19 protein-coding genes and 1 tRNA gene are annotated in these 24,096 nt (G+C 40.2%); 13 read left to right on the top strand and 7 right to left on the bottom strand.

What is annotated here, in order from left to right; genetic code table 11:
• From VK541_RS17405 to VK541_RS17375, 7 genes are all read left to right on the top strand, one after another.
• Nucleotides 1-402: cell division protein FtsX (locus VK541_RS17405; RefSeq protein WP_324371616.1), on the top strand; the 402-nt coding region annotated here is incomplete at its 5' end.
• A 4-nt stretch (nucleotides 403-406) separates the two neighbouring features.
• Nucleotides 407-631 carry a DUF3098 domain-containing protein gene (locus tag VK541_RS17400; protein WP_324371615.1) on the top strand — a complete coding sequence of 75 codons (225 nt, stop codon included), beginning with the start codon at nucleotides 407-409 and terminating at the stop codon, nucleotides 629-631.
• A 4-nt stretch (nucleotides 632-635) separates the two neighbouring features.
• On the top strand, nucleotides 636-1,430 hold the full coding sequence (locus VK541_RS17395; RefSeq protein WP_324371614.1) for an undecaprenyl-diphosphate phosphatase: 795 nt from the start codon (nucleotides 636-638) through the stop codon (nucleotides 1,428-1,430).
• Nucleotides 1,431-1,506: 76 nt separating this feature from the next.
• On the top strand, nucleotides 1,507-2,208 hold the full coding sequence (truB, locus tag VK541_RS17390) for a tRNA pseudouridine(55) synthase TruB (RefSeq protein WP_324371613.1): 702 nt from the start codon (nucleotides 1,507-1,509) through the stop codon (nucleotides 2,206-2,208).
• Between the two features lie 47 nt (nucleotides 2,209-2,255).
• The gene (locus VK541_RS17385; RefSeq protein WP_324371612.1) at nucleotides 2,256-3,074 is read left to right on the top strand and encodes a YitT family protein; all 819 of its coding nucleotides are present in this window, start codon (nucleotides 2,256-2,258) and stop codon (nucleotides 3,072-3,074) included.
• 13 nt (nucleotides 3,075-3,087) lie between these two features.
• Nucleotides 3,088-4,023 (top strand): bifunctional riboflavin kinase/FAD synthetase, encoded by a 936-nt coding sequence (locus VK541_RS17380; RefSeq protein ID WP_324371611.1) that lies wholly within the window; start codon nucleotides 3,088-3,090, stop codon nucleotides 4,021-4,023.
• Between the two features lie 71 nt (nucleotides 4,024-4,094).
• Complete coding sequence (locus tag VK541_RS17375) at nucleotides 4,095-6,317, top strand: cation:proton antiporter (RefSeq protein WP_324371610.1); 2,223 nt, start codon at nucleotides 4,095-4,097, stop codon at nucleotides 6,315-6,317.
• On the opposite strand, the gene VK541_RS17370 is transcribed toward VK541_RS17375, so the two are convergent.
• Entirely contained in the window at nucleotides 6,310-6,891 is a 582-nt protein-coding gene (locus VK541_RS17370) for a LysE family transporter (protein ID WP_324371609.1), read from the bottom strand. The genes VK541_RS17375 and VK541_RS17370 overlap by 8 nt on opposite strands.
• A gap of 56 nt (nucleotides 6,892-6,947) precedes the next feature.
• Nucleotides 6,948-9,746: an excinuclease ABC subunit UvrA gene (uvrA, locus tag VK541_RS17365; RefSeq protein ID WP_324371608.1), complete on the bottom strand. Its 2,799-nt coding sequence runs from the start codon at nucleotides 9,744-9,746 to the stop codon at nucleotides 6,948-6,950.
• 267 nt (nucleotides 9,747-10,013) lie between these two features.
• Here uvrA and VK541_RS17360 point away from each other — a divergent pair, with 267 nt between their 5' ends.
• The 4 genes from VK541_RS17360 (at nucleotide 10,014) to recA (ending at nucleotide 12,748) form a co-directional block, all read left to right on the top strand.
• Nucleotides 10,014-10,589 carry an RNA polymerase sigma factor gene (locus VK541_RS17360; protein ID WP_324371607.1) on the top strand — a complete coding sequence of 192 codons (576 nt, stop codon included), beginning with the start codon at nucleotides 10,014-10,016 and terminating at the stop codon, nucleotides 10,587-10,589.
• A gap of 99 nt (nucleotides 10,590-10,688) precedes the next feature.
• Nucleotides 10,689-10,880 (top strand): hypothetical protein, encoded by a 192-nt coding sequence (locus tag VK541_RS17355; RefSeq protein ID WP_285054330.1) that lies wholly within the window; start codon nucleotides 10,689-10,691, stop codon nucleotides 10,878-10,880.
• A gap of 70 nt (nucleotides 10,881-10,950) precedes the next feature.
• A complete protein-coding gene (gene nth / locus VK541_RS17350; protein WP_324371605.1) occupies nucleotides 10,951-11,634 on the top strand; it encodes an endonuclease III in 684 nt (227 codons plus the stop codon).
• Between the two features lie 100 nt (nucleotides 11,635-11,734).
• Entirely contained in the window at nucleotides 11,735-12,748 is a 1,014-nt protein-coding gene (gene recA / locus VK541_RS17345) for a recombinase RecA (protein ID WP_324371604.1), read from the top strand.
• Between the two features lie 291 nt (nucleotides 12,749-13,039).
• Here recA and tsaD read toward each other — a convergent pair whose 3' ends face one another.
• The gene (gene tsaD, locus VK541_RS17340; protein WP_324371603.1) at nucleotides 13,040-14,041 is read right to left on the bottom strand and encodes a tRNA (adenosine(37)-N6)-threonylcarbamoyltransferase complex transferase subunit TsaD; all 1,002 of its coding nucleotides are present in this window, start codon (nucleotides 14,039-14,041) and stop codon (nucleotides 13,040-13,042) included.
• Between the two features lie 56 nt (nucleotides 14,042-14,097).
• Between tsaD and VK541_RS17335 the strand changes: the two genes are divergently transcribed.
• Nucleotides 14,098-18,546: a translocation/assembly module TamB domain-containing protein gene (locus VK541_RS17335; protein ID WP_324371602.1), complete on the top strand. Its 4,449-nt coding sequence runs from the start codon at nucleotides 14,098-14,100 to the stop codon at nucleotides 18,544-18,546.
• 5 nt (nucleotides 18,547-18,551) lie between these two features.
• Here VK541_RS17335 and VK541_RS17330 read toward each other — a convergent pair whose 3' ends face one another.
• The 3 genes from VK541_RS17330 to VK541_RS17320 form a co-directional block, all read right to left on the bottom strand.
• On the bottom strand, nucleotides 18,552-19,763 hold the full coding sequence (locus VK541_RS17330) for a bifunctional 3,4-dihydroxy-2-butanone-4-phosphate synthase/GTP cyclohydrolase II (protein ID WP_324371601.1): 1,212 nt from the start codon (nucleotides 19,761-19,763) through the stop codon (nucleotides 18,552-18,554).
• Nucleotides 19,764-19,913: 150 nt separating this feature from the next.
• Nucleotides 19,914-21,359, bottom strand: coding sequence for an LptF/LptG family permease (locus VK541_RS17325; protein ID WP_324371600.1), 1,446 nt, complete (start codon nucleotides 21,357-21,359; stop codon nucleotides 19,914-19,916).
• Between the two features lie 30 nt (nucleotides 21,360-21,389).
• Entirely contained in the window at nucleotides 21,390-21,770 is a 381-nt protein-coding gene (locus VK541_RS17320) for an START-like domain-containing protein (protein ID WP_285054318.1), read from the bottom strand.
• 104 nt (nucleotides 21,771-21,874) lie between these two features.
• Between VK541_RS17320 and VK541_RS17315 the strand changes: the two genes are divergently transcribed.
• Nucleotides 21,875-21,948: transfer RNA gene (locus VK541_RS17315), tRNA-Met, on the top strand.
• Between the two features lie 70 nt (nucleotides 21,949-22,018).
• Here VK541_RS17315 and VK541_RS17310 read toward each other — a convergent pair.
• Nucleotides 22,019-23,788, bottom strand: a complete 1,770-nt coding sequence (locus tag VK541_RS17310) for a S8 family serine peptidase (protein WP_324371598.1) — start codon at nucleotides 23,786-23,788, stop codon at nucleotides 22,019-22,021.
• Between the last annotated feature and the right edge of the window lie 308 nt (nucleotides 23,789-24,096).

Raw genomic sequence — 24,096 nt, 5'->3', positions numbered from 1 at the left:
ATCAACACGATCGGCCTGATCATCCTTGGATTTGCGGCTATTTTACTGATCATTTCGGTGGCCCTGATCAACAACACCATCAGGCTCGCTATTTACTCCCAGCGTTTTCTAATTAAAAGTATGCAGCTGGTCGGCGCTACCAAAAACTTTATTCGCAAACCATTCATACTGCTGGCAGCACTGCATGGCCTGATCGCCGCCTTTATTGCCATATTGATCCTTCTTGGTATTCTATACTACGCGCAGCGTGAAATTCCCGAAATTGTGATTCTGAGAAATTATACCGAATTTGGAATTGTTTTACTGGGACTGGTTGGTGTCGGCATTTTTATTACGGCCATCAGTACATCATTTGCGGTGAGCAAATACTTACGTTTAAAAATTTACGACCTTTACAGATAAGATAATGATAGAAAAAAAATCAACTCCTGCCGGCCAGGATACTAAAACAGAATTGGTATTCAATAAAAAAAACTATCAGTTGCTGCTGATCAGCATTGCCATTGTTGTATTAGGTTTCATCCTGATGATCGGCACCACGGACATCTACGATTTCAGAAAGACTTTGCTTGCCCCTATGGTCGTACTGGCAGGTTTCGCATTTGGAGTTTACGCCATCTTAAAGAAATAGTTTAATGGATTTTCTTCAGGCGTTTATCCTCGCTTTGGTAGAGGGGTTAACGGAATTTTTACCGGTTTCTTCTACCGGCCACATGATTATTGCTTCGGCATTTATGGGCATTGCCACAGATCCGTTTGTGAAGCTTTTTACCATTGTGATCCAGCTGGGGGCCATTTTATCTGTACTTGTCCTGTATTTTAAGCGGTTCTTTAAAAGCATCAATTTCTATTTCAAACTGTTCATCGCCTTTATCCCGGCAGCCATTTTTGGCTTTTTGCTGAGCGACCGTATAGACAAAATGCTGGAAAGCCCGCTGACGGTAGCCGTATCCCTGGTTATAGGCGGGGTTATCCTGCTGTTTGTCGACAAATGGTTTAGCAGTGCATCCATCTCTGAAGAGGAAGAAATAAATTACGGAACAGCGCTCAAGATCGGTCTTTTCCAATGTCTTGCGATGATTCCGGGCGTATCCAGATCAGGTGCAACCATTGTAGGCGGCATGTCGCAAAACCTGAGCCGGAAACTGGCGGCCGAGTTCTCTTTTTTTCTGGCTGTACCTACCATGTTTGCGGCAACAGCCAAGAAACTGCTCGACTTTTACCAGGAGGGGCATGTGATCAGTTCCAATCAGCTGCAGGTACTCGCTTTTGGAAATATTGTTGCCTTTATCGTGGCCATGCTTGCCATCAAAAGCTTCATCGGGTATCTGAATAAAAACGGGTTCAAGATATTTGGCTGGTACCGGATTGTAGTCGGGCTAATCCTGATTGCTTTAATCCTGAGCGGGCAGTCACTGCAAATTATTTAATTCGTAGCTTTGCAGCAATTTAACACATCAATTGAGCGCAGACAGCATAAACGGGCAGATTGAAACAGATATCAATATGCAGAAATTAGAAGACAGAGCGTTTGATTTTGCCGCCGGCGAATTGCTGCTCATCAATAAGCCTTATAAATGGACAAGTTTTGATGTAGTGGGTAAAATCAGGAATTCACTGAAGCCGCTTAAGCTAAAAGTTGGCCATGCCGGCACTTTAGACCCGCTGGCAACAGGGTTGCTGATCATATGCACCGGGAAGCTGACCAAGCAAATAGATACTTTTCAGGCACAGGAAAAAGAGTACACAGGAACCATGATCCTTGGGGCTACTACCCCTTCTTTTGATATGGAAACCACGGTGAACCAGGAATTTCCTACGACAGGGATTACAAACGAAGCCATACATCAGGCCACAGCTCCTTTTGAAGGTGACATTCAGCAGTATCCCCCGGCCCATTCTGCCGTAAAGGTAAATGGCGAGCGTTTGTATGTAAAAGCAAGGCTTGGCGAAGAAACGGAGTTGCGCCTGCGCAATGTAACGGTGTCTGCGTTTGAAATTACCCGGATAGCGCTGCCGGAAATTGATTTCAGGATCGTATGCAGTAAGGGTACTTATATCCGTTCAATCATTTCAGATTTTGGGAAACAGCTGAATAACGGGGCCTACCTTTCTAAACTGACACGTACCCGAAGCGGTGATTTTTTATTGGAGAACGCATTTGAGGTAACCGACCTGGTTAGTTATCTTAGAAGCAAAAAGGAATAACTATGCGGGGCCAGGCAAAATCAAGAAATTTAAATTTCGTTAAGAATATGTTTTTAGTCGCATGCGGTATTGTATCCGCATGTTTTGGTTTGAAAAGCTATTTACTGCCCAATAATTTCATTGACGGTGGAGTAACGGGAATTTCCCTGCTGATCAGCAGATTAACTGGCTTGAAGTTGTCTTACCTGATTATGGCGATCAACATCCCGTTTATCATCTTAGGATACCGGCAAATAGGAAAAGGTTTTGCCATTAAAACGGGTATCGCCATTACCCTTTTGGCTGGAATGCTTTTGGTCGCTCCTTTTGAACCTGTAACCAGCGATAAATTGCTGATTGCTGTTTTTGGAGGGTTATTTTTAGGTGCTGGCATTGGCCTGGCCATGCGGGGCGGATGTGTAATTGACGGGACAGAGGTTCTGGCTTTGTACATCAGCAGGAATAGCGTTCTCACCGTTGGAAATATTATACTGATACTGAATATTCTTATTTTTGGTGTCGTTGCCTATTACCTTAACCTGGTTACGGCGATGTATTCTATCCTGACGTATTTATCTGCATCAAAAACCGTTGATTATATTGTGAACGGGATAGAGCAATACACGGGTGTTACCGTGATTTCCGAAAAGAATGAACACATTAAAAAATACATCATCAACCAGATGAAACGGGGTGTGACCATCTATAAGGGTGAAGGCGGTTATGGCGAAAAGAAGGACATTAATATTCTTTACACCGTAGTTACCAAACTTGAAATGAGCAAATTGCAAACTGCGATAAGACAGATTGATCCTGATGCTTTTGTGATACAGCAACAAATAGCCGATATAAAAGGCGGTGTAGTAAAACGCCAGTCGTTACATTAATTAAATAGTAGTCTTGAAAATTTACAATCATTTTTCTGAATTCAAAAAGCTAAGCAACGCGGTTGTGACCATCGGAACATTTGATGGTGTGCACTATGGACATCAAAAGATCATAAAACGATTGTGTGAACTGGCTAAGACAACCGGTGGTGAAAGTGTAATCCTGACATTTTTCCCGCATCCGAGACTGATCATAGATCCTGAAAATCAGGACTTAAAAATGATCAATACCATTAATGAAAAGGCTAAGATCCTGGCAGATCTTGGTGTGGATCACCTGATCATCACTCCTTTTACCCGTGATTTCTCAAACTTAAGCCCCGCTGAATACATCAGGAATATATTGGTGGATACCATAGGGGTTAAACACCTTATAGTGGGCTATGACCATCGTTTTGGGAAAGATAGAAAGGGCGGGATGAAGGAACTGGAAGAGTTTTCAGAACTTTTTGATTTTAAGATCGAAGAGATTCCTGAACAGGACATCAATGATGTGGCAGTAAGTTCTACCAAGATTCGCAGGGCCCTGCTGAACGGAGAAGTAGCCCTGGCGGCAAGTTACCTGGGGTATCATTTTTCTTTGTGCGGACAAGTGGTAAAGGGAGACAAAATAGGAAGGACTATCGGTTATCCTACTGCAAATATTTTTGTAGAGGAAACCTATAAACTCATTCCTTCTGACGGCATTTATGCGGTAACTGTTCAAATGGCGGATGAAGTATTCAAAGGAATGGCCTATATAGGCCAGCGCCCCACCATAAATGGAATGACCAGGAACATCGAAGTGAATATATTTGATTTCAGCAAAGAAATTTATGGCCAGGATGTAAAGATGAATTTCCTGGAATTTCTAAGACATGATGTTAAATTTACAGGGTTGGAGGCGCTTAAGGAGCAACTCCATAAAGATAAGACTGCGACACTGGATTACTTCAATAAATTGCCATAACCCCAGGTTTCTGCTTTTTTGGAATAAAAAAGGCCTTTTTTTTGTATATTACGGCAAAACCCTTTTTGCCTATGATACATTTACCAGACTTAATTGCCGATTTAGGATTAATACTTGCAGCTGCCGGATTTACCACGCTCGTTTTTAAAAAGATAAAACAACCACTGGTTCTGGGCTACATATTGGCCGGAGTTCTTGTAGGGCCTTATCTGGACTTCCTGCCTACGGTAAGTGACAGCAAAAGCATTGAAATCTGGGGAGAAATAGGCGTAATTTTCTTACTCTTTAGCTTAGGACTCGAATTCAGCTTTAAAAAACTGGTTAAAGTTGGCGGTTCAGCTTCCATTACGGCTATCGTCAAAGTAGGCTTTTTGATCCTGGCCGGTTATGGCATCGGCAAGCTGATGGGCTGGTCTGATATGGACAGTCTCTTCCTGGGCGGGATTTTGTCCATTTCCTCGACCATGATTACGTTGAAAGCGTTTGAAGAGCTTGGTATCAAACATAAAAAGTTTGCCGGCCTGGTTTTCGGGGTACTTATCGTGGAAGATTTGGTGGCTATTTTGCTTCTCGTGCTTTTTTCCACTTTGGCTGTAAGCCAGCAATCCGCTGCAAACGAAATGCTGTTCTCGATACTGAAACTTGGCTTTTTCCTGGTGCTGTGGTTTCTTGGCGGAATATTTCTTATCCCCACATTTCTTAAAGTAACCAAAAAGCTGATGAACGATGAAACCATGCTGGTTGTTTCATTGGCATTGTGCTTAGTCATGGTGATGGTCGCTGTGAAAGTTGGCTTTTCTCCTGCTCTGGGTGCATTTATTATGGGATCAATACTTGCTGAAACGACTCAGGCGGAAAGAATTGAGCATCTGACCAAGTCTGTCAAGGACTTGTTTTCGGCAGTCTTTTTTGTGTCTGTAGGGATGCTGATAGATCCTCAAATGCTGATCAAATATGCCACGCCTATCATTTTGGTTACCCTTGTCATTATTATAGGCAAAATTGTCTTTACGGTATTAGGTGCGCTGCTTGCCGGACAGCCATTAAAAACTTCTGTACAGGCCGGGATGAGTTTGGCTCAAATTGGTGAGTTTTCCTTTATCATAGCTACTCTTGGCGCAACATTAAAAGTGACAAGTGATTTCCTGTACCCAATCGCCGTTGTCGCAGCAGCCATTACTACTTTTACGACTCCATATCTGATAAAACTCTCCGAACCTTTTTATAATTTCCTGATAAAGGTGCTTCCCAAAAAATGGCTTGATGCGATTGACAGGTATAGTTCCGGAACGCAGGGCATCACGACGCTGAGTGACTGGAAGGTGCTGTTACGGGCTTACATTTTCAATACCATTATTCATTCTGTGATCATAGTAGCGGTTATTTTCCTTGCGTTAAGGTATGTGCATCCGTTTATTACTCAAAATATAGCTGAGGGGGTTAATGGCACCATTATCAGCATTGTGGTGTCTCTTATTTTAATGTCGCCCTTTTTATGGGCACTGTCTATTAGAAGAATCCAGAAAGTTGCCTATTCACACCTCTGGCTGAATAAAAAATATACACGCGGGCCATTGATCTCTATCGAATTTTTTAGAATTGCATTAGGGGTGCTCTTTGTGGGCTTTCTGGTCTATGAATTTTTTGACACACTGATTGCCGCCGGCATTGCCTTTAGCTTAATCATTGTAGGAATGTTTATTTTCTCCAGGCGGCTGCAATCATTTTATGATAAACTGGAAAAACGCTTTTTACTAAACCTGAACGCACGTGAAAGTAAAAATACCCAGCCGGACATATTGCCATGGGATACTCACCTTGCAGATTTGATTGTTGCCCCGGAATCTAAGCTTGCCGGAAAGACCCTTGTGGAGCTTGCGGTCAGGGAAAAATATGGTGTGAACATTGCATTAATTGAAAGGGGAAAGATCATGATCCCCACTCCGGGCAGAGATGAGCAGCTCTTTCCTAATGATAAAGTGATGGTAATTGGCACAGATGATCAGCTGGCTGCAGTAAAGGAACTTTTTGAAGGCAGTATGGATGAAAATACAGAATCAAGCTTTCCAAGAGAAGATATGGCGCTGCAGAAGGTGGTGATCAGCAGCAGCTCCCCGGTTTATGGTCAAAGTATCCGCACCTCGGGCATTAGAGAGGCAACGCAAGGATTGGTCGTGGGTATTGAGCGCAAAGGTCAGCGAATTTTGAACCCAGACTCTAATTTGATCTTCGAAAATGGGGACATCGTCTGGATCGTGGGCAATAACAAGAAGGTCCCTAACCTGTTCACTTAATAAAATGAATATAACCGATTTTGCAGATATGATACCCCGATAATGCAAAGAAAAGAATGGCGATGCTCTTATTAACAATATAACTGCTCAGATCGAACTTCTCCTGAATATACTGGGCAAATCTTGCAAAACCGTACAATGCCAGACCTGCGCCAATTCCTGAACCTATACTGAAAATACTCAGGGACAAATAACCAATATCTATCCATTCATGAGATATGAGATAAGTACCAACAAATAACCAGTAAGGGACCTGCATGGGGTTGAGCACCCCGAGCAGCATCCCGTACCGGATGCTGTCTTTATTTGAATAATCGGTTTTGGGCATTTCCTTACGTGACCGCCAGGTAATGACCCCCAGGACTCCAAACATCAGTATCATGATGACATCTATGATGTCTCCCAGTTTGATTTCGCTGGAAAGCCATTGAACAAAACGCATCACACCAAAAGTGAACAAAACCTCAACTGCTGAAAAGGCGAATATAAAATACAGGGCCTGACGGATGCCCCGCGTAATGGTAATCTGTACTACAGTCAGATTTATGTTCCCGGGCGGAATGTACCCTAACATGTTCAAGATGATTCCTAAAAAGAGTGTCAAAAAAAGCATGCGCGAAGATACAATTATTATAAATGTGCTTTTAAAAACTTGGCTGTATAAGAAGATTTTGCGTTAAGCAAATCCTCTGGTGTACCTTCAAAAACAAGATCACCGCCTCTATCACCCCCTTCAGGACCAATGTCGATTACCCAGTCAGCAGACTTGATCATATCCATGTTGTGTTCTATCACCAATATCGTATTGCCCTGCTCAATAAGTGTATTTAGTGCAATAAGGAGCTTTTTGATGTCGTGAAAATGCAATCCGGTTGTAGGTTCATCGAATATAAAAAGGGTCTTGTTGGCATTGTTCCCTTTAATTAAAAACGAGGCCAGTTTGATGCGCTGTGCTTCTCCTCCGGATAAGGTATTGGATGACTGGCCCAAATGCACGTAGCCCAGGCCCACATCGACCAGCGGTTGTAATTTATTCAGTATTTTAGGTTCATTCTTAAAGAAATCCACCGCCTCGTCAATCGTAAGGTCCAAAATATCTGCAACATTTCTATCCTGGTAAGTAATATCAAGGACCTGCTGCTTAAATCTCCGGCCTCCGCAGGCTTCGCACGGCAAATAGATGTCTGCCATAAACTGCATCTCTATCTTTACCTCTCCCTCACCCTGACATACGTCACACCGCCCTCCTTCAACGTTAAAAGAAAAAGCGGCTGGTTTTAAGCCTGCTGCTTTAGAAGCCGGCAATGCTGAGAATAGTGCCCTGACATCGTCCCAAGCCTTCACGTAGGTGACCGGGTTTGATCTGGACGAACGGCCTATAGGGTTTTGGTCAACCATTTCTACCTGGCTGACCAGGTCATAATTACCAAATATTCCATTGTGCGCCCCTGTTTGCTCCCCTGCATAGTTTCCTATCGCTTTCTGAAGTGCAGGATATAATATCTTTTTAACCAAACTGGTTTTACCCGAGCCGGACACGCCGCATACAACTGTAAACACGCCGAGAGGGAACTTAACATCAATATTTTTGAGGTTATTTTCCCTTGCCCCGGTGATGAGTACATGATCCTTCCACACTCTCCTTTTTAAAGGAACTGCAATTTGTTCTGCACCTGAAAGGTACCGGCCGGTAAGGCTCTTGTCATCCTTAATGATCTGATCATATGTACCGCTAAATACGAGGTTACCGCCGTGTGTACCTGCTTCAGGACCGATATCAATAATGTAATCTGCTGCCCTCATCATTTCCTCTTCATGCTCTACGACCAATACCGTATTGCCCACATTTCTGAGAGAGATCAGTACCTCTATCAGTTTATTGGTGTCTCTTGGGTGAAGACCGATACTGGGTTCGTCAAGTACATATATGGAACCTACAAGGCTGCTGCCCAGTGATGTGGCCAGGTTTATCCGCTGAGATTCTCCTCCCGATAGAGTATTTGAGAGTCTGTTCAGTGTCAGATAACCCAGACCGACATTGTTTAGGTACAATACACGATTGCTGATCTCGGCAAGCAGGCGTTTGGCTATTTTTTCTTCGGTGGCGGAGAGGTTAAGGTTTTCAAAAAAATCCAGGATGACCGATAAGGGCATCAGCACGATATCAATAATTGACTTGTTCCCGATCTTTACGTAAGACGCATCTTTTCGCAAACGTGAGCCTTTGCAATCAGGACAGGAGGTCTTACCCCTGTAGCGTGACAACATCACCCTGTACTGAATTTTATAGGTCTGTTCTTCCAGGTCCTTAAAGAAAGCATCAAGTCCGGCAAAATGCTGATTGCCCGTCCAAATCAATTGCTGTTCCTTTTCTGTAAGTTCGTTGTGAGGACGGTGTATCGGGAAGTCAAATTTTGAAGCGTTTTTGACAAGACGGTTTAACCATTCGCGCATTTTCTCACCACGCCATGGGGCGATGGCATTGTCAAACACACTTTTACTTTTATCCGGGATGACCAGATCTTCATCAATCCCTATTACATTTCCATAACCTTCACATCTTTTGCAGGCTCCGTATGGATTATTGAAACTGAAAAAATTAGGCGTAGGCTGCTCAAAACGCATTTCATCCAGTTCAAACCGATCGCAAAAATGCGTGGTACTGCCTTCATGCTCTACATAGCAATCGCCCTTGCCCTCAAAAAAAGCAGTTTGTACGGAGTCAGCAATACGGCTCAGGGTTTCGTCATCTGTGCTCACGACGATACGATCGATCAGAATCCTGACCGTATGTTCATCAGCAAGTTCAAAGTCTTTAAAAGATTCGTCTTCCAGAATGCTTTCAATCTTTTGAACCTTGTCATACAGGGACACCCTTAAAAACCCCTTTTGAAGCAATACCGCCAGCTCTTCTTTAATTGAGCGGTTGTTGTGGGGAAATAAGGGACAAAATATAGTCACGGTACTTTCTTTTTCCAGTCCGGAAATGAAATCCACTACAGTCGTTACGGTATCTTTTTTCACAATCTTTCCGGATACCGGTGAGTAGGTTTTTCCTATTCTCGAGAACAAAAGTTTAAGATAGTCATAGATCTCGGTCGAAGTCCCTACGGTAGAACGCGGATTTGAAGTAATGACCTTTTGCTCAATTGCGATTGCCGGGGCAATGCCTTTAATGTAGTCGACCTCAGGCTTATTCATACGACCCATAAATTGCCTGGCATAGGAAGATAAACTTTCTACATACCTGCGCTGCCCTTCAGCATACAAAGTATCAAAAGCCAGGGAAGACTTACCGGATCCCGACATTCCCGTAATGACAACCAGCTTATTTTTTGGGATTGCTACATCTATGTTTTTAAGATTATGAACTCTGGCACCCTTTATGATTATATGTTTATGCGGATCTTTGTCTAATTCCTTATTCATTGATTTCATGATAGAAGATTGCAAATATACCTCAAAAAAGACAATTTCTGATTTTTCGGAGGAACGCAAAATAAGGCATTGAAACCACTTTTATAATTTTTTAACACTTTTTATATTGGATTGTAATAAAAAAATGCTTCTTTTGAAATAATAACTAAACATTAACAAACCACATTCTTAAAACCCAATAGGAGAAATCATATCGAAACAAACCTCTACTAAGTATTTTTTATAGCAAAAAGCAAGGGATTTAGTAAGGATACTCCTATGAAATTACAACAATATAGTGATCAAGACTTGATAAAGTTATACCTGACGGGTGATGAATCTGTTCTGGAAGAACTGCTGAGAAGACACAAGTCAAAAATTTATACTTCTATATATCTGCTGGTAAAAGACCAGTATTTGGCAGAAGATATATTCCAGGATGCCTTTATTAAGGTAATAAATACACTTAGATCAGGCCGGTACAACGAGGAGGGTAAATTTTTGCCCTGGGTGATGCGTATTGCACACAATTTGGTAATAGATTACTTCAGACGTGAGAAACGGGCCCCCATCATCACAAGTGCTGACGGCACAGATGTATTTAATATGCTCCAGTTCTATGAGGAAAGTGCAGAGGACAAGATGCTGAGAGAACAGACACATACTGATTTGAGGGCGATGATCCAACTGCTGCCCGATGATCAGAAAGAGGTTCTGATCATGAGGCATTACGCAGACTTAAGCTTTAAAGAAATCGCCGACCTGACCGAGGTAAGTATAAATACCGCACTGGGACGCATGAGGTATGCTTTAAGCAACCTCAGAAAGATGATGAAGGTAAAAGAGATCTCGTAATTTGAGGGTAAAAAATTAATTATAATAATTGTTGTTACGGTTAAAATAAATTAATAACAATAGCGTTTATTAGTAATAACTAATATATGTTTATTGCTTATGATGGAAACCTCTACTTCAGTTAACAAATTAAATTACGAACAATCAAAACAACAGGAAATGCTTGTTGAAGATTTAGAAGCACACGATATTGTGTTTTATGAAAACATTAAAACACAATTGGACGGTTTAAGCAGAAATCCTTCTGACGAAACTGTATCAAAAATTCTGGCATACTCCAGAGCTAAGTAATTTAATAACGATCAAAAGCTGCCAAAATTTGGCAGCTTTTTTTATTTCTAATGTTTATCTATGTTTGTCTATGCTCAAAAAAGAAAGGTATAGACACTTTGTCTCGCATTTTTCCGCAAAACAACCCGATGCAGAAACAGAGTTAAACTACAATAACCCTTTTCAGTTACTTGTGGCGGTGATCTTGTCCGCTCAGTGCACAGATAAACGTATAAATCAGGTTACCCCTGCTCTTTTTCAGCGCTTTCCAACCCCTGAAAGCCTGGCGGAAACAACACCTGACATTGTGTTTGACTATATCAGGAGTGTAAGCTATCCTAATAACAAAGCAAAACACCTTGTGGGAATGGCGAAAATGCTCGTTGATGATTTCAGCAGTGAAGTACCTTCTGCTATTGATCAGCTGCAAAAGATGCCAGGTGTAGGCAGGAAAACCGCAAATGTAATTGCATCTGTAATTTATAATGCACCGGCTATGGCTGTTGATACGCATGTCTTCAGAGTGGCCAACAGAATAGGGTTAACAACGGGAAAAACACCGCTTGCTGTTGAAAGAGACCTGGTGAAGAACCTGCCCGAGCATACCATTCATATCGCACACCACTGGCTAATCTTGCATGGCAGGTATGTTTGTGTCGCCAGATCGCCAAAATGCAGCATTTGCGAGATTACACATATTTGTAAATATTTTCAAAAAAATGAGAAAATAACTAAAATAATTAGTGAAACGGCATTGGAATCAAAAATAAATTGATTCGAATTTGTTATTTCAAATTAATATTATTTATATTTGCTAACATAATTAGTAAATACATCCGGCAACTTAAAATAGTTCTATCAATAAGCATAACAATATGAGCGCAAGTGCAGACAAATTAAAAGCATTACAACTTACACTGGATAAGTTAGAAAAATCATACGGTAAAGGTGCCGTAATGAAACTTGGGGACAACGCAGTAGAGCCTATTGAATCTATTTCTACCGGTTCTATCAGCTTAGATATCGCTTTAGGGATTGGGGGTGTGCCTAAAGGGAGGATCATTGAGATCTACGGACCGGAATCTTCCGGTAAAACGACTCTGGCCACTCACATTATTGCTGAAGCCCAAAAAAAAGGCGGTATTGCTGCCATAATTGATGCGGAACATGCTTTTGATAAAGGGTATGCAAAAAAGCTTGGTGTTGATGTAGATAACTTATTGATTTCCCAGCCCGACAATGGAGAGCAGGCATTGGAAATTGCAGATAATCTGATCAGGTCAGGAGCAATAGATGTAATTGTAATTGACTCGGTTGCAGCTTTGGTCCCTAAAGCTGAGATTGAAGGTGAAATGGGCGATTCTAAGATGGGGCTGCACGCACGTCTGATGTCCCAGGCATTACGCAAGTTAACGGGTACCATTTCTAAAACCGGCTGTTGCTGTATTTTCATCAACCAGCTAAGGGAAAAAATTGGCGTCATGTTCGGAAATCCTGAAACTACTACGGGCGGTAATGCATTGAAATTTTATGCCTCAGTCCGACTGGATATACGTAGAACGTCCCAAATCAAAGATTCCGATGAGGTATCCGGGAACAGGGTAAAAGTTAAAATAGTAAAGAACAAGGTTGCCCCTCCTTTCCGTATCGCAGAATTTGACATCATGTTTGGTGAAGGAATTTCTAAAACCGGTGAGATCATTGATCTGGGTGTTGATTTTAATATTATCAAAAAGGCGGGCTCATGGTTTTCTTATGGCGATACTAAACTTGGCCAGGGTAGAGATGCAGTAAAACAATTGCTAATGGATAACCCTGAACTATCTGATGAAATAGAAGCCAAGATCAGATCAGAGGTAACAGGTGAAAAATTAGAGGAAAAATTGTAAAAAAATAAATCGTTAAAAAAAAAGCAACGCTATTGCGTTGCTTTTTTTTTAACGATTATTTATAACTGGGTGACTGACTCTTATCAGTTAATCCATTTCTGGATTCCATAAATTTGGAATCGAATTTCACGATGGTGACTATGGCTAAAATCGCCATAAGAATCAGAACCAAAAGTCCAATGTAGTCTCTCTTCCTGTCCTTTTTTATCAGCCAAAATAAAAATACAATTAACGGGACAAGCATTAACCCAAAAAACATTAAACTCATTGTACTCATATTCATCTGTTTTATTAAAACTCCATTCTTGACAGAGGTGCGATGTCCTGTCCTACAAATTCTCTATTTATATACTTATAATGTGCAGCCATAGCAATCATAGCCGCGTTGTCTGTACAATATTCAAAGGCCGGAATATATATGTTCCAACCAAGTTCACTGGCAAGATCCTTTAATCCAGATCTCAATCCGCTATTAGCGGAAACTCCTCCTGCAATAGCAATTTCTTTAATATCTTGCTGTTTTGCCGCTTTCTTAAGTTTATTGAGCAATATATAAACAATACTGTGCTGTACAGAAGCACATATGTCATTTAAATTTTCGGCAATAAAATTTGGATTCTCTTTCTCTTTATCTCTGATAAAATATAAAACGGAAGTTTTAAAACCACTAAAGCTGTAATTGAGATCCCTGATCTGGGGTTCTCCAAATTTAAATCTTAACGGATCACCGTCTTTCGCGTGCTTGTCAATTAACGGTCCACCTGGATAAGGCAGTTTTAGCAGCTTCGCAGTTTTGTCAAACGCCTCTCCGGCAGCATCATCTAATGTCTCACCGATAATTTCCATGTCAAAATAATCTTTAACAAGCACAATCTGTGTATGCCCCCCTGAAACCGTCAGGCAAAGGAATGGAAACGCAGGTTTAGGATCATCAATAAAATGAGCCAAAATATGTGCGTGCATGTGATTAACCGAAATTAAAGGCAGATCAAGGGCAAGGGCAAACGATTTTGCAAAAGATACACCGACAAGTAAAGAACCGAGCAGACCAGGCCCCCGGGTAAAGGCGACTGCACTTAGCTCATTTTTGTTAACTTTAGCATCCAATAAAGCCTGATGTATGACGGGAACAATATTTTGCTGGTGCACCCGTGACGCCAATTCAGGTATCACGCCACCATAATTTTGATGAATTGTTTGGTTTGCAATAACATTGGCTGTAATTTTGCCGTTGTTACAAATAGCAACAGATGTTTCATCGCAGGAAGATTCTATAGCAAGTATTACCGACACGTTTATTATTATTATTAAGCTACAAAATTATTAAAAAACTATTAAAAATACTGCTTTTGGTCCTTGCATCGGTATTATTACTGTTTGCTGTCATTTTGTTCTCTCTTCAGTTTAAAACAGTACAGACTTTCATTGCAAAGAAGACTGCTAATTACTTGTCAAAGGAGCTTAACACGAAAATCTCTTTAACTGGCATTTATATAAAACCGTTTAAATCAATTGTAATCGAAAACCTGCTCGTTCTTGATCTGCAAAAAGACACATTGCTAAACACGCCCAAATTCCTGGTGGACATAAATCGTCTCTCCATTAAACAGAGAATAATAGATATCAATACTGTTCAGATCAATAAAGGTACATTTTATCTGAAATCGTACAAGGACAGATCAACAAACCTTGATTTTATAATTAATTATTTCGATTCAGGGAAGACACCCGTAAAGAAAAAGAAAAAGCCATATAAAATATCTTTCAGCAGAGTAATCCTCAACAGTTTTGACTTCAGGTACAAGAACCTGAGAGTAGATACCATGATCAAAGGTGTAAATTTTGATGATGTACACCTGACTAATTTGAACGGGATTTTTGAGAAGTTAAATACCTCTGATCATATCTTTCAGGCTGATATAAAGAATCTGACTTTTAAAGAAAAAAGTGGATTTTATTTAAAGAATTTAACCGCTTTTACAACTGTTGACACTAACAGTATTGAACTGGAAAAGCTAATGCTGGTAACCAATAAAAGCAGGTTGTCAGATTATTTCAGAATGCGTTTTGATAAGTTTAGCGATTTTAAAGACTATGTAAATAAGGTCAGGATGAAAGCAAATTTCAAAAATAGCTTTCTCGCATCAAGAGATGTGGCATTTTTTGCTCCCGAACTCAACAGCATAAATCTGGATATCGAAATCGACGGGCAAATGTCAGGTTTGGTTAACAATCTCAAAGCTAAAAAACTATTGGCAAAGGCAGGAAAGGCTACGTACATTAAGGGGGATTTTTCCCTGAAAGGGTTGCCTAATCTTAAAGAAACGTTTGTCGATCTGAAAATAGAGATGGCGGGCACAAATAAAACGGATCTGGATGAGATCGTGGGTAACATTAATGGAAAAAGAACTGGTGCAATACCCATTATAATCTCCAAATTTGGCAACATCAATTTCAAGGGATCATTTACGGGATTTCAAAATGATTTTATAGCCTATGGAGAATTTAAAACCAAACTGGGCCGGGTTGTTTCCGATGTAAATATGAGAATCGACAAGCAGGGAATTCCTTCCTATACAGGTAATATTAAGACTTATGATTTTAATCTGGGAACCTTGATCAATGAAAGAACTCTGGGTCGAATTTCCGCTTCTCTATTCGTAAAAGGTCGGGGTACAGAGGTTAAACACCTGACTGAAGAGCTCGACGGTGACATTGACTATATTGATTTCCACAATTACAGGTATCGAAATGTAAAAATCGATGGAACTTTTAACAAAAAATATTTTGATGGAAGGTTAAAAATAAATGACAAAAATGTTCAGCTGGTCTTTGATGGCGGGGTTAACCTAAACCCAAAGCTGCCTGTCTTCAATTTCGAAGCCACAATTACCAATGCAAAATTAAAAGCCTTAAAACTTTACAAAGACTCCTTAATGATAGATGCGAAGTTTAAAACGAACTTCTCAGGCACTAACCTAAACAACATTCAGGGTGATTTACTGATCCAGCAAGTAAGATTAGACAATGTAAAAGGCATATATAATATTGACTCTCTAAAATTAGAGGCCGGCGGAATAGGTAAGGGCAGAAGTTTGATGATCAACTCCGATGTCCTTGAAGCCAGTATAAAAGGTCAGTATGACCTCAATACTATACCTTCATACTATAAGGCATTAGCAAGAAAATACATCCCTTCTTTGAAGACAGATATTAAACCCTATGGGGATCAGATCTTTCAGTTCAATCTCAAGATCAAAAGATTTGAGCCCATTGCTGAACTTTTAGCTCCCGGTCTGGAAATTAGTGATCAGGCTATTTTTTCCGGAGATTTTGACTCACAGCACAATGTGGCTACAATTAATGGCTTTGTTAAAAAAATAAAATACAAAGGCGTAATTGTAAATAATATTATTGTCGACGAAAATGCATCCACAAATCAGCTTCAAGCCATCATTACTTCAGACAGAGTGGACTTGAATGACAGCTTGTACATTAAAAATGTGAATATCTCGAATATCCTTCGCAATGACAGCCTTTCGTTAAACGTAAAGCTTGCAAATTCTGATGATGCGAATCAGCTCGATTTGAACGGCCTTGTGGAATTTGCAAATGACACCAGCGCCCGTGTAAGTATTTTACCTTCCATTCTCAAAATAAACAATGAAGACTGGAAGATTCAGGAAAAAGTAAGTATCAGATTTCAGGATGGAAAAACCGACATCAACAATTTTGATTTGAGCAATGGAAACCAGCTGCTTACTGTTAACGGAATTGTATCTGGCAATCCGGGCGATCTTTTAGAGGTCGGCTTTAAAAACTTCGACTTGAAAAGCATTAATCCATTTGTAAAAACACTTGGAGTACAGCTCTCAGGAAATGTAAATGGTGAAACCAGACTATATAACATTTTAAAATCGCCGCGGATATCTGATAACTTAAAAATAGATTCCCTGACATTCAACAAGACCTATATTGGAAACCTGACCGACACCTCGTCCTACGACAAGGTGAATAATATGGCGAATGTCTTCACCAATATAATGACTGCGGATAAAGAAACGCTTCGGATACTGGGTAACCTTGACCTGGACAAAAAAGAAATCGACCTCAACCTAAAATTAGACCAGAGTGAGCTTGCTGTGTTAGGTCCTTTTGTTAAAAAATTAGTGTCAGATTTGAAAGGTCACGTTTCTGCTGATCTCTCCGTAAAAGGCCCTTTTGAAAAACCTTCAATAAACGGTGAAATATCTTTTGACAAAGGGATAATGACGATAAATTATTTAAAAACCACTTATACGTTAAACGATCAGGTAGTTGTAGACAATAGTGTCATTAGGCTTAGCGATCTTAAGTTACTCGACATAGATAACAACGAGGCCATCGCCAACGGATCCGTGGACCTCAATAATATCAATACACCTACGCTAAACGTTACTGTAAATGCCAAAAACTTTATGGCGCTAAATACTACAGAAAAGGACAACAGCATTTATTTTGGAAAGGCTTATGGAACCGGTACATTTAAGTTCAAAGGGCCAACGAACAAAATGTTTATTGAGATCGATGCCAGGACTGAAAAGGGAACGGTTTTTAATCTCCCTTTAAATAGTTCAGAAATAGTATCCAATAAAGACTTTATCACATTTGTAAGTAAAGACACCACCAAGGTCGTTAAAAAACAAACAAGCTTTGACGGGCTAACCATGAACCTGAGGCTAAGCGTTGACCCCAATAGTACAGCAAATATATTTACTACGCTTGGAAACTTAAGCGGCAAAGGAAATTCCAAGAATCTGGAACTGAATATTAATAGCTTAGGCGATTTCGAGATGTCCGGTGATTACATTATTGAATCCGGAAGCTTCGACTTTACGGCGCAGGAAATTATAAATAAAAAATTTAGCATCAGGCAAGGAGGCACAATCAGATGGACAGGCAATCCTACAATGGCCCAAATAAATTTAAAAGCTATATATGCGGTAAGAGCCAGCCTTACCGACCTTTATACTGCAGCCAACAGAGACGCCGCTGGCAGGGATAATGCAAGCAGCCGTGTGCTTACAGAGGTAGAAATGGGACTAACCGGACTCCTCTTAAAACCGGATATTAAACTGGATATTTTCTTCCCTTCAGACCCATCAATTAAAGAGGAGATGCAATCTTATTTCAATGATGACAACAATAGGAACCTGCAGGCGCTAAGCTTAATTATCAGGAGAAGTTTTGCGCCGGGTACAGGAAAAGAGGATTTGGGCAAGCAATTGACATCCGGGGTAGCCAGTACGGCCACCGAACTCCTGTTCAATCAATTCAATAATGTTCTGTCCTCGCTTAATCTTGATTTTGTGGACATCAATATCCGTTCATTAAGTGAAGCCAACGCTTCATTTAGATTTTTCAACAACCGGGTAGTACTAAATGCCGGAATAGTTGATAAAGCAAGCACAAGTGATCTGTCCCCAATTGGTTTCACCAGCAATAATGTTGGCGGGGAAGTGGAACTCCTGACACTAATTAAAAAGGATGGAACACTGGTAGGTAAGCTGGCAAATAAACCTCAAACCCAGCAATACAACTTCGTCAATAGCAGCAACCAAAATAATAATGTGACCTCCCTGGGTCTGATCTATACCCAGCAATTTGACAGCTTCCAGGAATTTTTACAAAGGATTACAGGTCAATACCAAAAAGCGCAAAAAAAGAAAGCGGATGAGAAAAAACCCGCACCCGCTGCTTCAAAAAGTTCAATTAATAAAGAGGCTGTTATTATAGACAAGAAAAACAAGAAGAAATAATTCTTCTAGCCTTTCATGATCTGGTGTCCCATTTTATCACGTTTTGTTTTAAGATAATGCTCATTATGAACGTTACTTTCAATTTCGATTGGCACATTTTCAACAATCTCTAGTCCGTAGCCTGTTAAACCGGCTCTTTTGGTTGGATTATTGGACATCAATTTCATTTTAGTAATTCCCTGTGCCCTCAATATTTGCGCGCCAACACCATAATCTCTTTCATCTCCTTTAAACCCGAGCTTAATGTTTGCTTCAACAGTATCAAATCCTGCATCCTGAAGATTATAGGAGCGAAGCTTGTTTATTAATCCAATCCCTCTACCTTCCTGGTTCATGTAAACAATAACGCCTTTGCCTTCCCTGTCGATCATTTCCATAGCTTTATGCAACTGATGACCGCAATCACACCTGCAGGAGCCAAATATATCACCTGTAACGCAAGAACTGTGAACACGGGTCAGTATGGGTTCGTCCTCAGTCCACTCTCCTTTACTTATCGCCAAATGAGTAGCGTTTGTATCCAGTTGAGTATAGGCTGTCATTTTAAAATCTCCCCACTGAGTCGGTAAGTTAACTGTAACTTCCTGTTTTATCAAACTTTCCTTACTAAGCCTGTAGGAGATCAGGTCCTTAATAGAGATGATTTTAAGCTGGTGCTGGGCAGCAATTTTAACAAGATCAGGTAATCTGGCCATTTCACCATCATCTTTCATGATTTCTACCAATACTCCAGCCGGTTCCATTCCGGCCAAGCGGGCCAAATCAACAGCAGCTTCTGTATGTCCGGACCGCCTCAGTACACCCCCATCCTTGGATCTCAATGGAAAAATATGACCAGGCTTGCCCAACTCCGCCGGATCGATATCAGGATTGATTAATGCCAGAATGGTTTTTGATCTGTCAGAAGCCGAGATTCCAGTAGTGCAACCGTGCCCAAGCAAGTCTACCGATACTGTAAAATTCGTCTCATATGCTGCTGTATTTTTTCCCACCATTGGCTCAAGACCCAGCTGATCGCATCTTTCTTCAGTCAAAGGAGCACAGATTAAACCTCTGCCATAAGTTGCCATAAAATTTATCACTTCAGGCGTAGCATTGGCTGCTGCTGTCAGAAAGTCACCTTCGTTTTCTCTATCCTCATCATCAACAACAATAATGACTTTACCTGCCCTTATATCTGCAACAGCATCTTCTATTGCATTTAGTTTAATCTCCATTTTCTATGAATCTATCGATAATCAAATCTTAACAGACAATTTGATTATATATTAAGTTTGCTACAAAGTTACAACGTTACTTCCCAATATTCTTTAATAAAATATCATATATAAGTAATCAATAAGCACCACAATCAGTCGAATTTAGAATTATTCTGAAGCCGGGGGTATATCCTTCTTTTTTTTATTCTTAAAAAGATTGACGATAAGCTGTTTGAAATAGTCCACATCAAATAAGGCAGAATCGACCGTTGCCTTATAAGTCAGGAAGGCCCCCAGTGGCGACAATATAAATATGGCAAGCCACATTCCAAAAAAAGACCTCAATGAACCTGTAGTTGCCGATTTTTCAGACACCGTTGCTATGATATGGTACAGCAAAAAAAACACAATAGCCATCACAACCGGGAGTCCTAAGCCCCCCTTCCTGATTATTGCCCCCAAAGGGGCTCCAATAAAGAAAAGCAATAAGCATGATGCCGCTAAAGTAAACTTCCTTTGATACTCAAGCTCGACTTTAGTAATACTCTTCAATTTGTCTTCGTAATCTGCTGTCCTGGCGGAAATGCTTTGTTTTATAGTTGTTGCATTGTCAAACGCCGACTGAAGCGCAAAAAGGCGGTTAGATAAAGGAATACTCTTTAAAATATCTCCTTTTATCTCTTTAACAGGGGCTTTAACCCTGGTATACCCCTTGGTATAGTTGTTTTGTTTATAATAACTACCGATGTTAGTTGCCGCAAATTTATTGATGCTATCGAGGTCTTTAACCAAAGAATCCTGTTTCCTGGTTAATCCTTTTAGGTTCAGCATTGCCGTATTGTTCCTAAAATCCTGTTCATTTGTTCTGCTCATCTTAAAGCTGGAAATATCAAACTTCTGGTCAGTTTCCGAGAAACGCATTCTGGTTAATTCCTGCCTTGGGTTATTAAAGGTATTTCTGTTGCTTGACTCTTCATAACGGACCCCATCTTGCAATTTCAGAAACAGGTATTTATCATTGCTGGACATTGTTCCCTCTTTCGCGATAATGATCTTAGCAATTCCGTTTGTACTGGTATGATCGTAAATCATCACATCATATAAAGATACGCCGTCATTGCCCTTTCTATTCACTCTGATGGAATAACCCGGTATGCTATTGTTAAATACCCCAGGCTTAATTAAAAAAGACAGTTTCTTATTGGTAATGTCCCAAAGCAAGGAGCCAAATTTTAAGTTAGCCTTTGGCAAAATATAATCGGAAAACATAAATGAGCTGATCGCAATCCCTATAATTAATACAAGAAGCGGCGTCATAGCCTTTTGAAGCGAAACTCCGGCAGACTTTATCGCTACGAGTTCATAATTTTCTCCAAGCGTCCCAAAAGTCATGATAGAAGAAAGGAGAATAGATAATGGCAAGGCCATCGACACATTAGACGCAGAAGCATAATACATCAATTCCAATATGACATACCATTCAAAACCCTTTCCAATTAAGTCATCGACATACTTAAATAGAAAAAGCATCAACAGAATAAACATCACAATAAAGAATGTGACGAAAAAAGGCCTTATGAATGCTTTGAGCAGAAGTAAATGAATCTTTTTCAATATACAAATTTACACAAAGCGATTGAAAAACTATGCTCCTATCACGCTATGCAGATAGTTTATTTGATTATCCCAAATCAAAGTCCGCTCAGCCAGCGTTTCCTCGGTTGCGAAATCCGTTATAGAGAGTGCCACATCATTTGTAAGCTCATCCTGAACGATTTCCATTTCAAAATAGCAGTGCGGTTCATCGTCAACCCATTTGAATTTTACTGACTTATTCTCTTTGACACTCAAAAGCTTTGCTTTTTGAATTTCATCATCCCATGTGAATGTGTATACCTGATCCCTGAAAATAACATCATCGGCAAACCATTGAGATAAACCATTCGGCTCACTAATAAAGCTAAACAAAATACGCGGAGACGATCTCAATTCATATTCCAATGTAAACTTTTTCTTTTCTGACATCGTTAAACCCTTATATCCCGAATTAATTAGACTATTTTTTATTATTTGTTTCTAAAGAAAAGTAATTTATTCTATATTTGCAACTCTTTAAAAATAAGATTTCCGGCGGGGTAGCTCAGATGGTTAGAGCGCAGGATTCATAACCCTGAGGTCGGCAGTTCGATCCTGCTCCCCGCTACAAAAAAGCCGGTAAAAACCGGCTTTTTTTATTTAAATAAATACTCCCTGAATAGCACTTTACCAATATCTCATTTAGAAGAATAACTTTCAGCAATCTTCATTGCATTATAGGCATTTACAATACCACCACTAACACATAGTTCGGAAAAAGCAATCCTTGAACTTTCATTTCTGCTATTGGTGTATTTTACCTTATGGTCTATTTTGGTAACAGATTTTATAATGATATCGCGGACCTGCTCCGGCTTTAAATCGGGATAATAGGACAATATCATAGCAGCCAGTCCGGAGACCACGGGTGAGGCCATGCTTGTACCATCAAATTCCTCATATTTTGAACCCGGAACTGTAGATTTAATCATAAAGCCCGGAGCAAAAACATCAACCATGTATTTACCGTAATTAGAAAACGAAGCTTTTAAAGATCCGTCATCGGCATAAGCACTGGCACCAACCTCAATCCAGTTACCGGCATGGGGGAGCTTAAATTTTGCTGAATCTATAGGAACAGGCTTAATTATCCCTGATCCCGGATTCCTGGACATGCCCTGGTTCTGATTCTGCATTTGGCCTTGTACCGGCAGCAAGGGAATCTTTGGCTCTGCCTTTTTATGGGCCTTTCTATAGGCAATTGACTCAGGGGAATCAAAGAATTTATTTGGATAATTCTCTTCTAAATCAGTATCTAAGTTATCATTGCCAGCAGCATGTACAAGTAATACCCCTCTATCCCCCGCATATTTAACCGCTTCGTCTACGACCTGTTTGTCCCATTTAAATCCCTTACCAAAGCTCATATTGATTATCCTCGCTCCATTATCCACAGCATAACGTATCCCATTGGCTACATCTTTATCTCTTTCATCACCTTCCGGAACTACCCTGATGGCCATAATACTAACGCTATTTGCAATTCCGTTAATGCCGATGCCATTAGTTCTGTTGGCTCCAATAATCCCTGAAACGTGCGAGCCGTGCTCAGCATTAGGTCCGGCTACATCATTATTCCCGTAATTATGCTCTTTTGAGTTTGCATAATCGTCGCCCACCAATTCCTTTCTCTGATCATAATCCAGGTTCAAATTATACCTCAGCATCACATCGTACTGCTTATAGCCATCCTTTATTTCTTTAAAGAATTTTTCAATACTCCCGCTCTCCTTTGCCCCACTCCTTATAATCTTTTTAACCTGTTCCTCTTCTTCACTATCGGCTACATATCTGTCAATATCCTCAAGAGAAGGTATTTTCTTCTTGTTGATCAGCGCCACAGAATCAAGTACCTTGTTAATGGCGGTCAGAACAGAAAACGTTTGATCGGCTTCATTATACTTCTTGCCAAATTCTCTCGTAACCTTTTTATACAATTCAAACTCTTCTTTTTGCACACTATCCAAAACAGTCATATTTGTTGTAGAAGCATATTTAGGCAGGAGAGACCGTCTAATCCTTGTCATTTCCAGATTATCGTAGGCCAGATTACCCTTTTCTGACCCAATAAAATTCCATCCATTAATATCATCAATGTATCCATTTGCATCATCATCAATCCCATTACCTGGGATTTCCTTCTTGTTGACCCACAAAACATCTTTTAAGTCCTCGTGCTTAATGTCTACACCTCCGTCAATAACCGCAACGATTACTTTTTCCTTTGGCTTTTTGCCGCCCAGTAATTCTTTATAAGCTTTTTCAGTACTGATACCAAAATATCCATCTTTAAGCAAATCAAGATTATACCAGTTTGCAGGAAGCTTAACATCCTTATTCTGAGAAAAGGCAGAAATACTTAATCCAATGCACCAAATCAGCAAACAAATCTGCTTCAAATTCATCATAAATTCCTTTATAAAATAAACGTAAAATACAATAATACGGTTTTATTGCTTTTTGAAGACGAATTTAGCATTTTTTAACACTCCTCAAATACAGGCTAATCAGTTATACTCAACTGAAGATTTTTTCTGAAGTTTATCATTCTATATGAGGGGGCTTAAGGAAGTCTTATAACCACCTATTTTATATGGGAGTATTGATAAACAAGAAAAGCCTGCAGTCCAATGACTGCAGGCTTTCTTTAAGATTTGGCACCGACCTACTCTCCCACGTGTTACCGCAGTACCATTGGCTCTGGTGGGCTTAACTT

The sequence above is a fragment of the Pedobacter sp. genome (genome assembly GCF_035317785.1).
GTDB lineage: Bacteria > Bacteroidota > Bacteroidia > Sphingobacteriales > Sphingobacteriaceae > Pedobacter.
The sequence above is the reverse complement of the archived record's forward strand: the minus strand, read 5'-3'. Positions and strand labels throughout refer to the sequence as shown.

What these genes read in the sequence shown, in the direction of transcription:
- truB (WP_324371613.1), top strand. Translation starts at nt 1,507, where the DNA reads ATGCAGAAATTAGAAGACAGAGCGTTTGATTTTGCCGCCGGCGAATTG.
- VK541_RS17385 (WP_324371612.1), top strand. Translation starts at nt 2,256, where the DNA reads ATGTTTTTAGTCGCATGCGGTATTGTATCCGCATGTTTTGGTTTGAAA.
- VK541_RS17310 (WP_324371598.1), bottom strand. Translation starts at nt 23,788, where the DNA reads ATGATGAATTTGAAGCAGATTTGTTTGCTGATTTGGTGCATTGGATTA.
- VK541_RS17360 (WP_324371607.1), top strand. Translation starts at nt 10,014, where the DNA reads ATGAAATTACAACAATATAGTGATCAAGACTTGATAAAGTTATACCTG.
- recA (WP_324371604.1), top strand. Translation starts at nt 11,735, where the DNA reads ATGAGCGCAAGTGCAGACAAATTAAAAGCATTACAACTTACACTGGAT.
- nth (WP_324371605.1), top strand. Translation starts at nt 10,951, where the DNA reads ATGCTCAAAAAAGAAAGGTATAGACACTTTGTCTCGCATTTTTCCGCA.
- VK541_RS17395 (WP_324371614.1), top strand. Translation starts at nt 636, where the DNA reads ATGGATTTTCTTCAGGCGTTTATCCTCGCTTTGGTAGAGGGGTTAACG.
- VK541_RS17320 (WP_285054318.1), bottom strand. Translation starts at nt 21,770, where the DNA reads ATGTCAGAAAAGAAAAAGTTTACATTGGAATATGAATTGAGATCGTCT.
- VK541_RS17370 (WP_324371609.1), bottom strand. Translation starts at nt 6,891, where the DNA reads ATGTTAGGGTACATTCCGCCCGGGAACATAAATCTGACTGTAGTACAG.
- VK541_RS17330 (WP_324371601.1), bottom strand. Translation starts at nt 19,763, where the DNA reads ATGGAGATTAAACTAAATGCAATAGAAGATGCTGTTGCAGATATAAGG.
- VK541_RS17355 (WP_285054330.1), top strand. Translation starts at nt 10,689, where the DNA reads ATGATGGAAACCTCTACTTCAGTTAACAAATTAAATTACGAACAATCA.
- VK541_RS17375 (WP_324371610.1), top strand. Translation starts at nt 4,095, where the DNA reads ATGATACATTTACCAGACTTAATTGCCGATTTAGGATTAATACTTGCA.
- uvrA (WP_324371608.1), bottom strand. Translation starts at nt 9,746, where the DNA reads ATGAATAAGGAATTAGACAAAGATCCGCATAAACATATAATCATAAAG.
- VK541_RS17400 (WP_324371615.1), top strand. Translation starts at nt 407, where the DNA reads ATGATAGAAAAAAAATCAACTCCTGCCGGCCAGGATACTAAAACAGAA.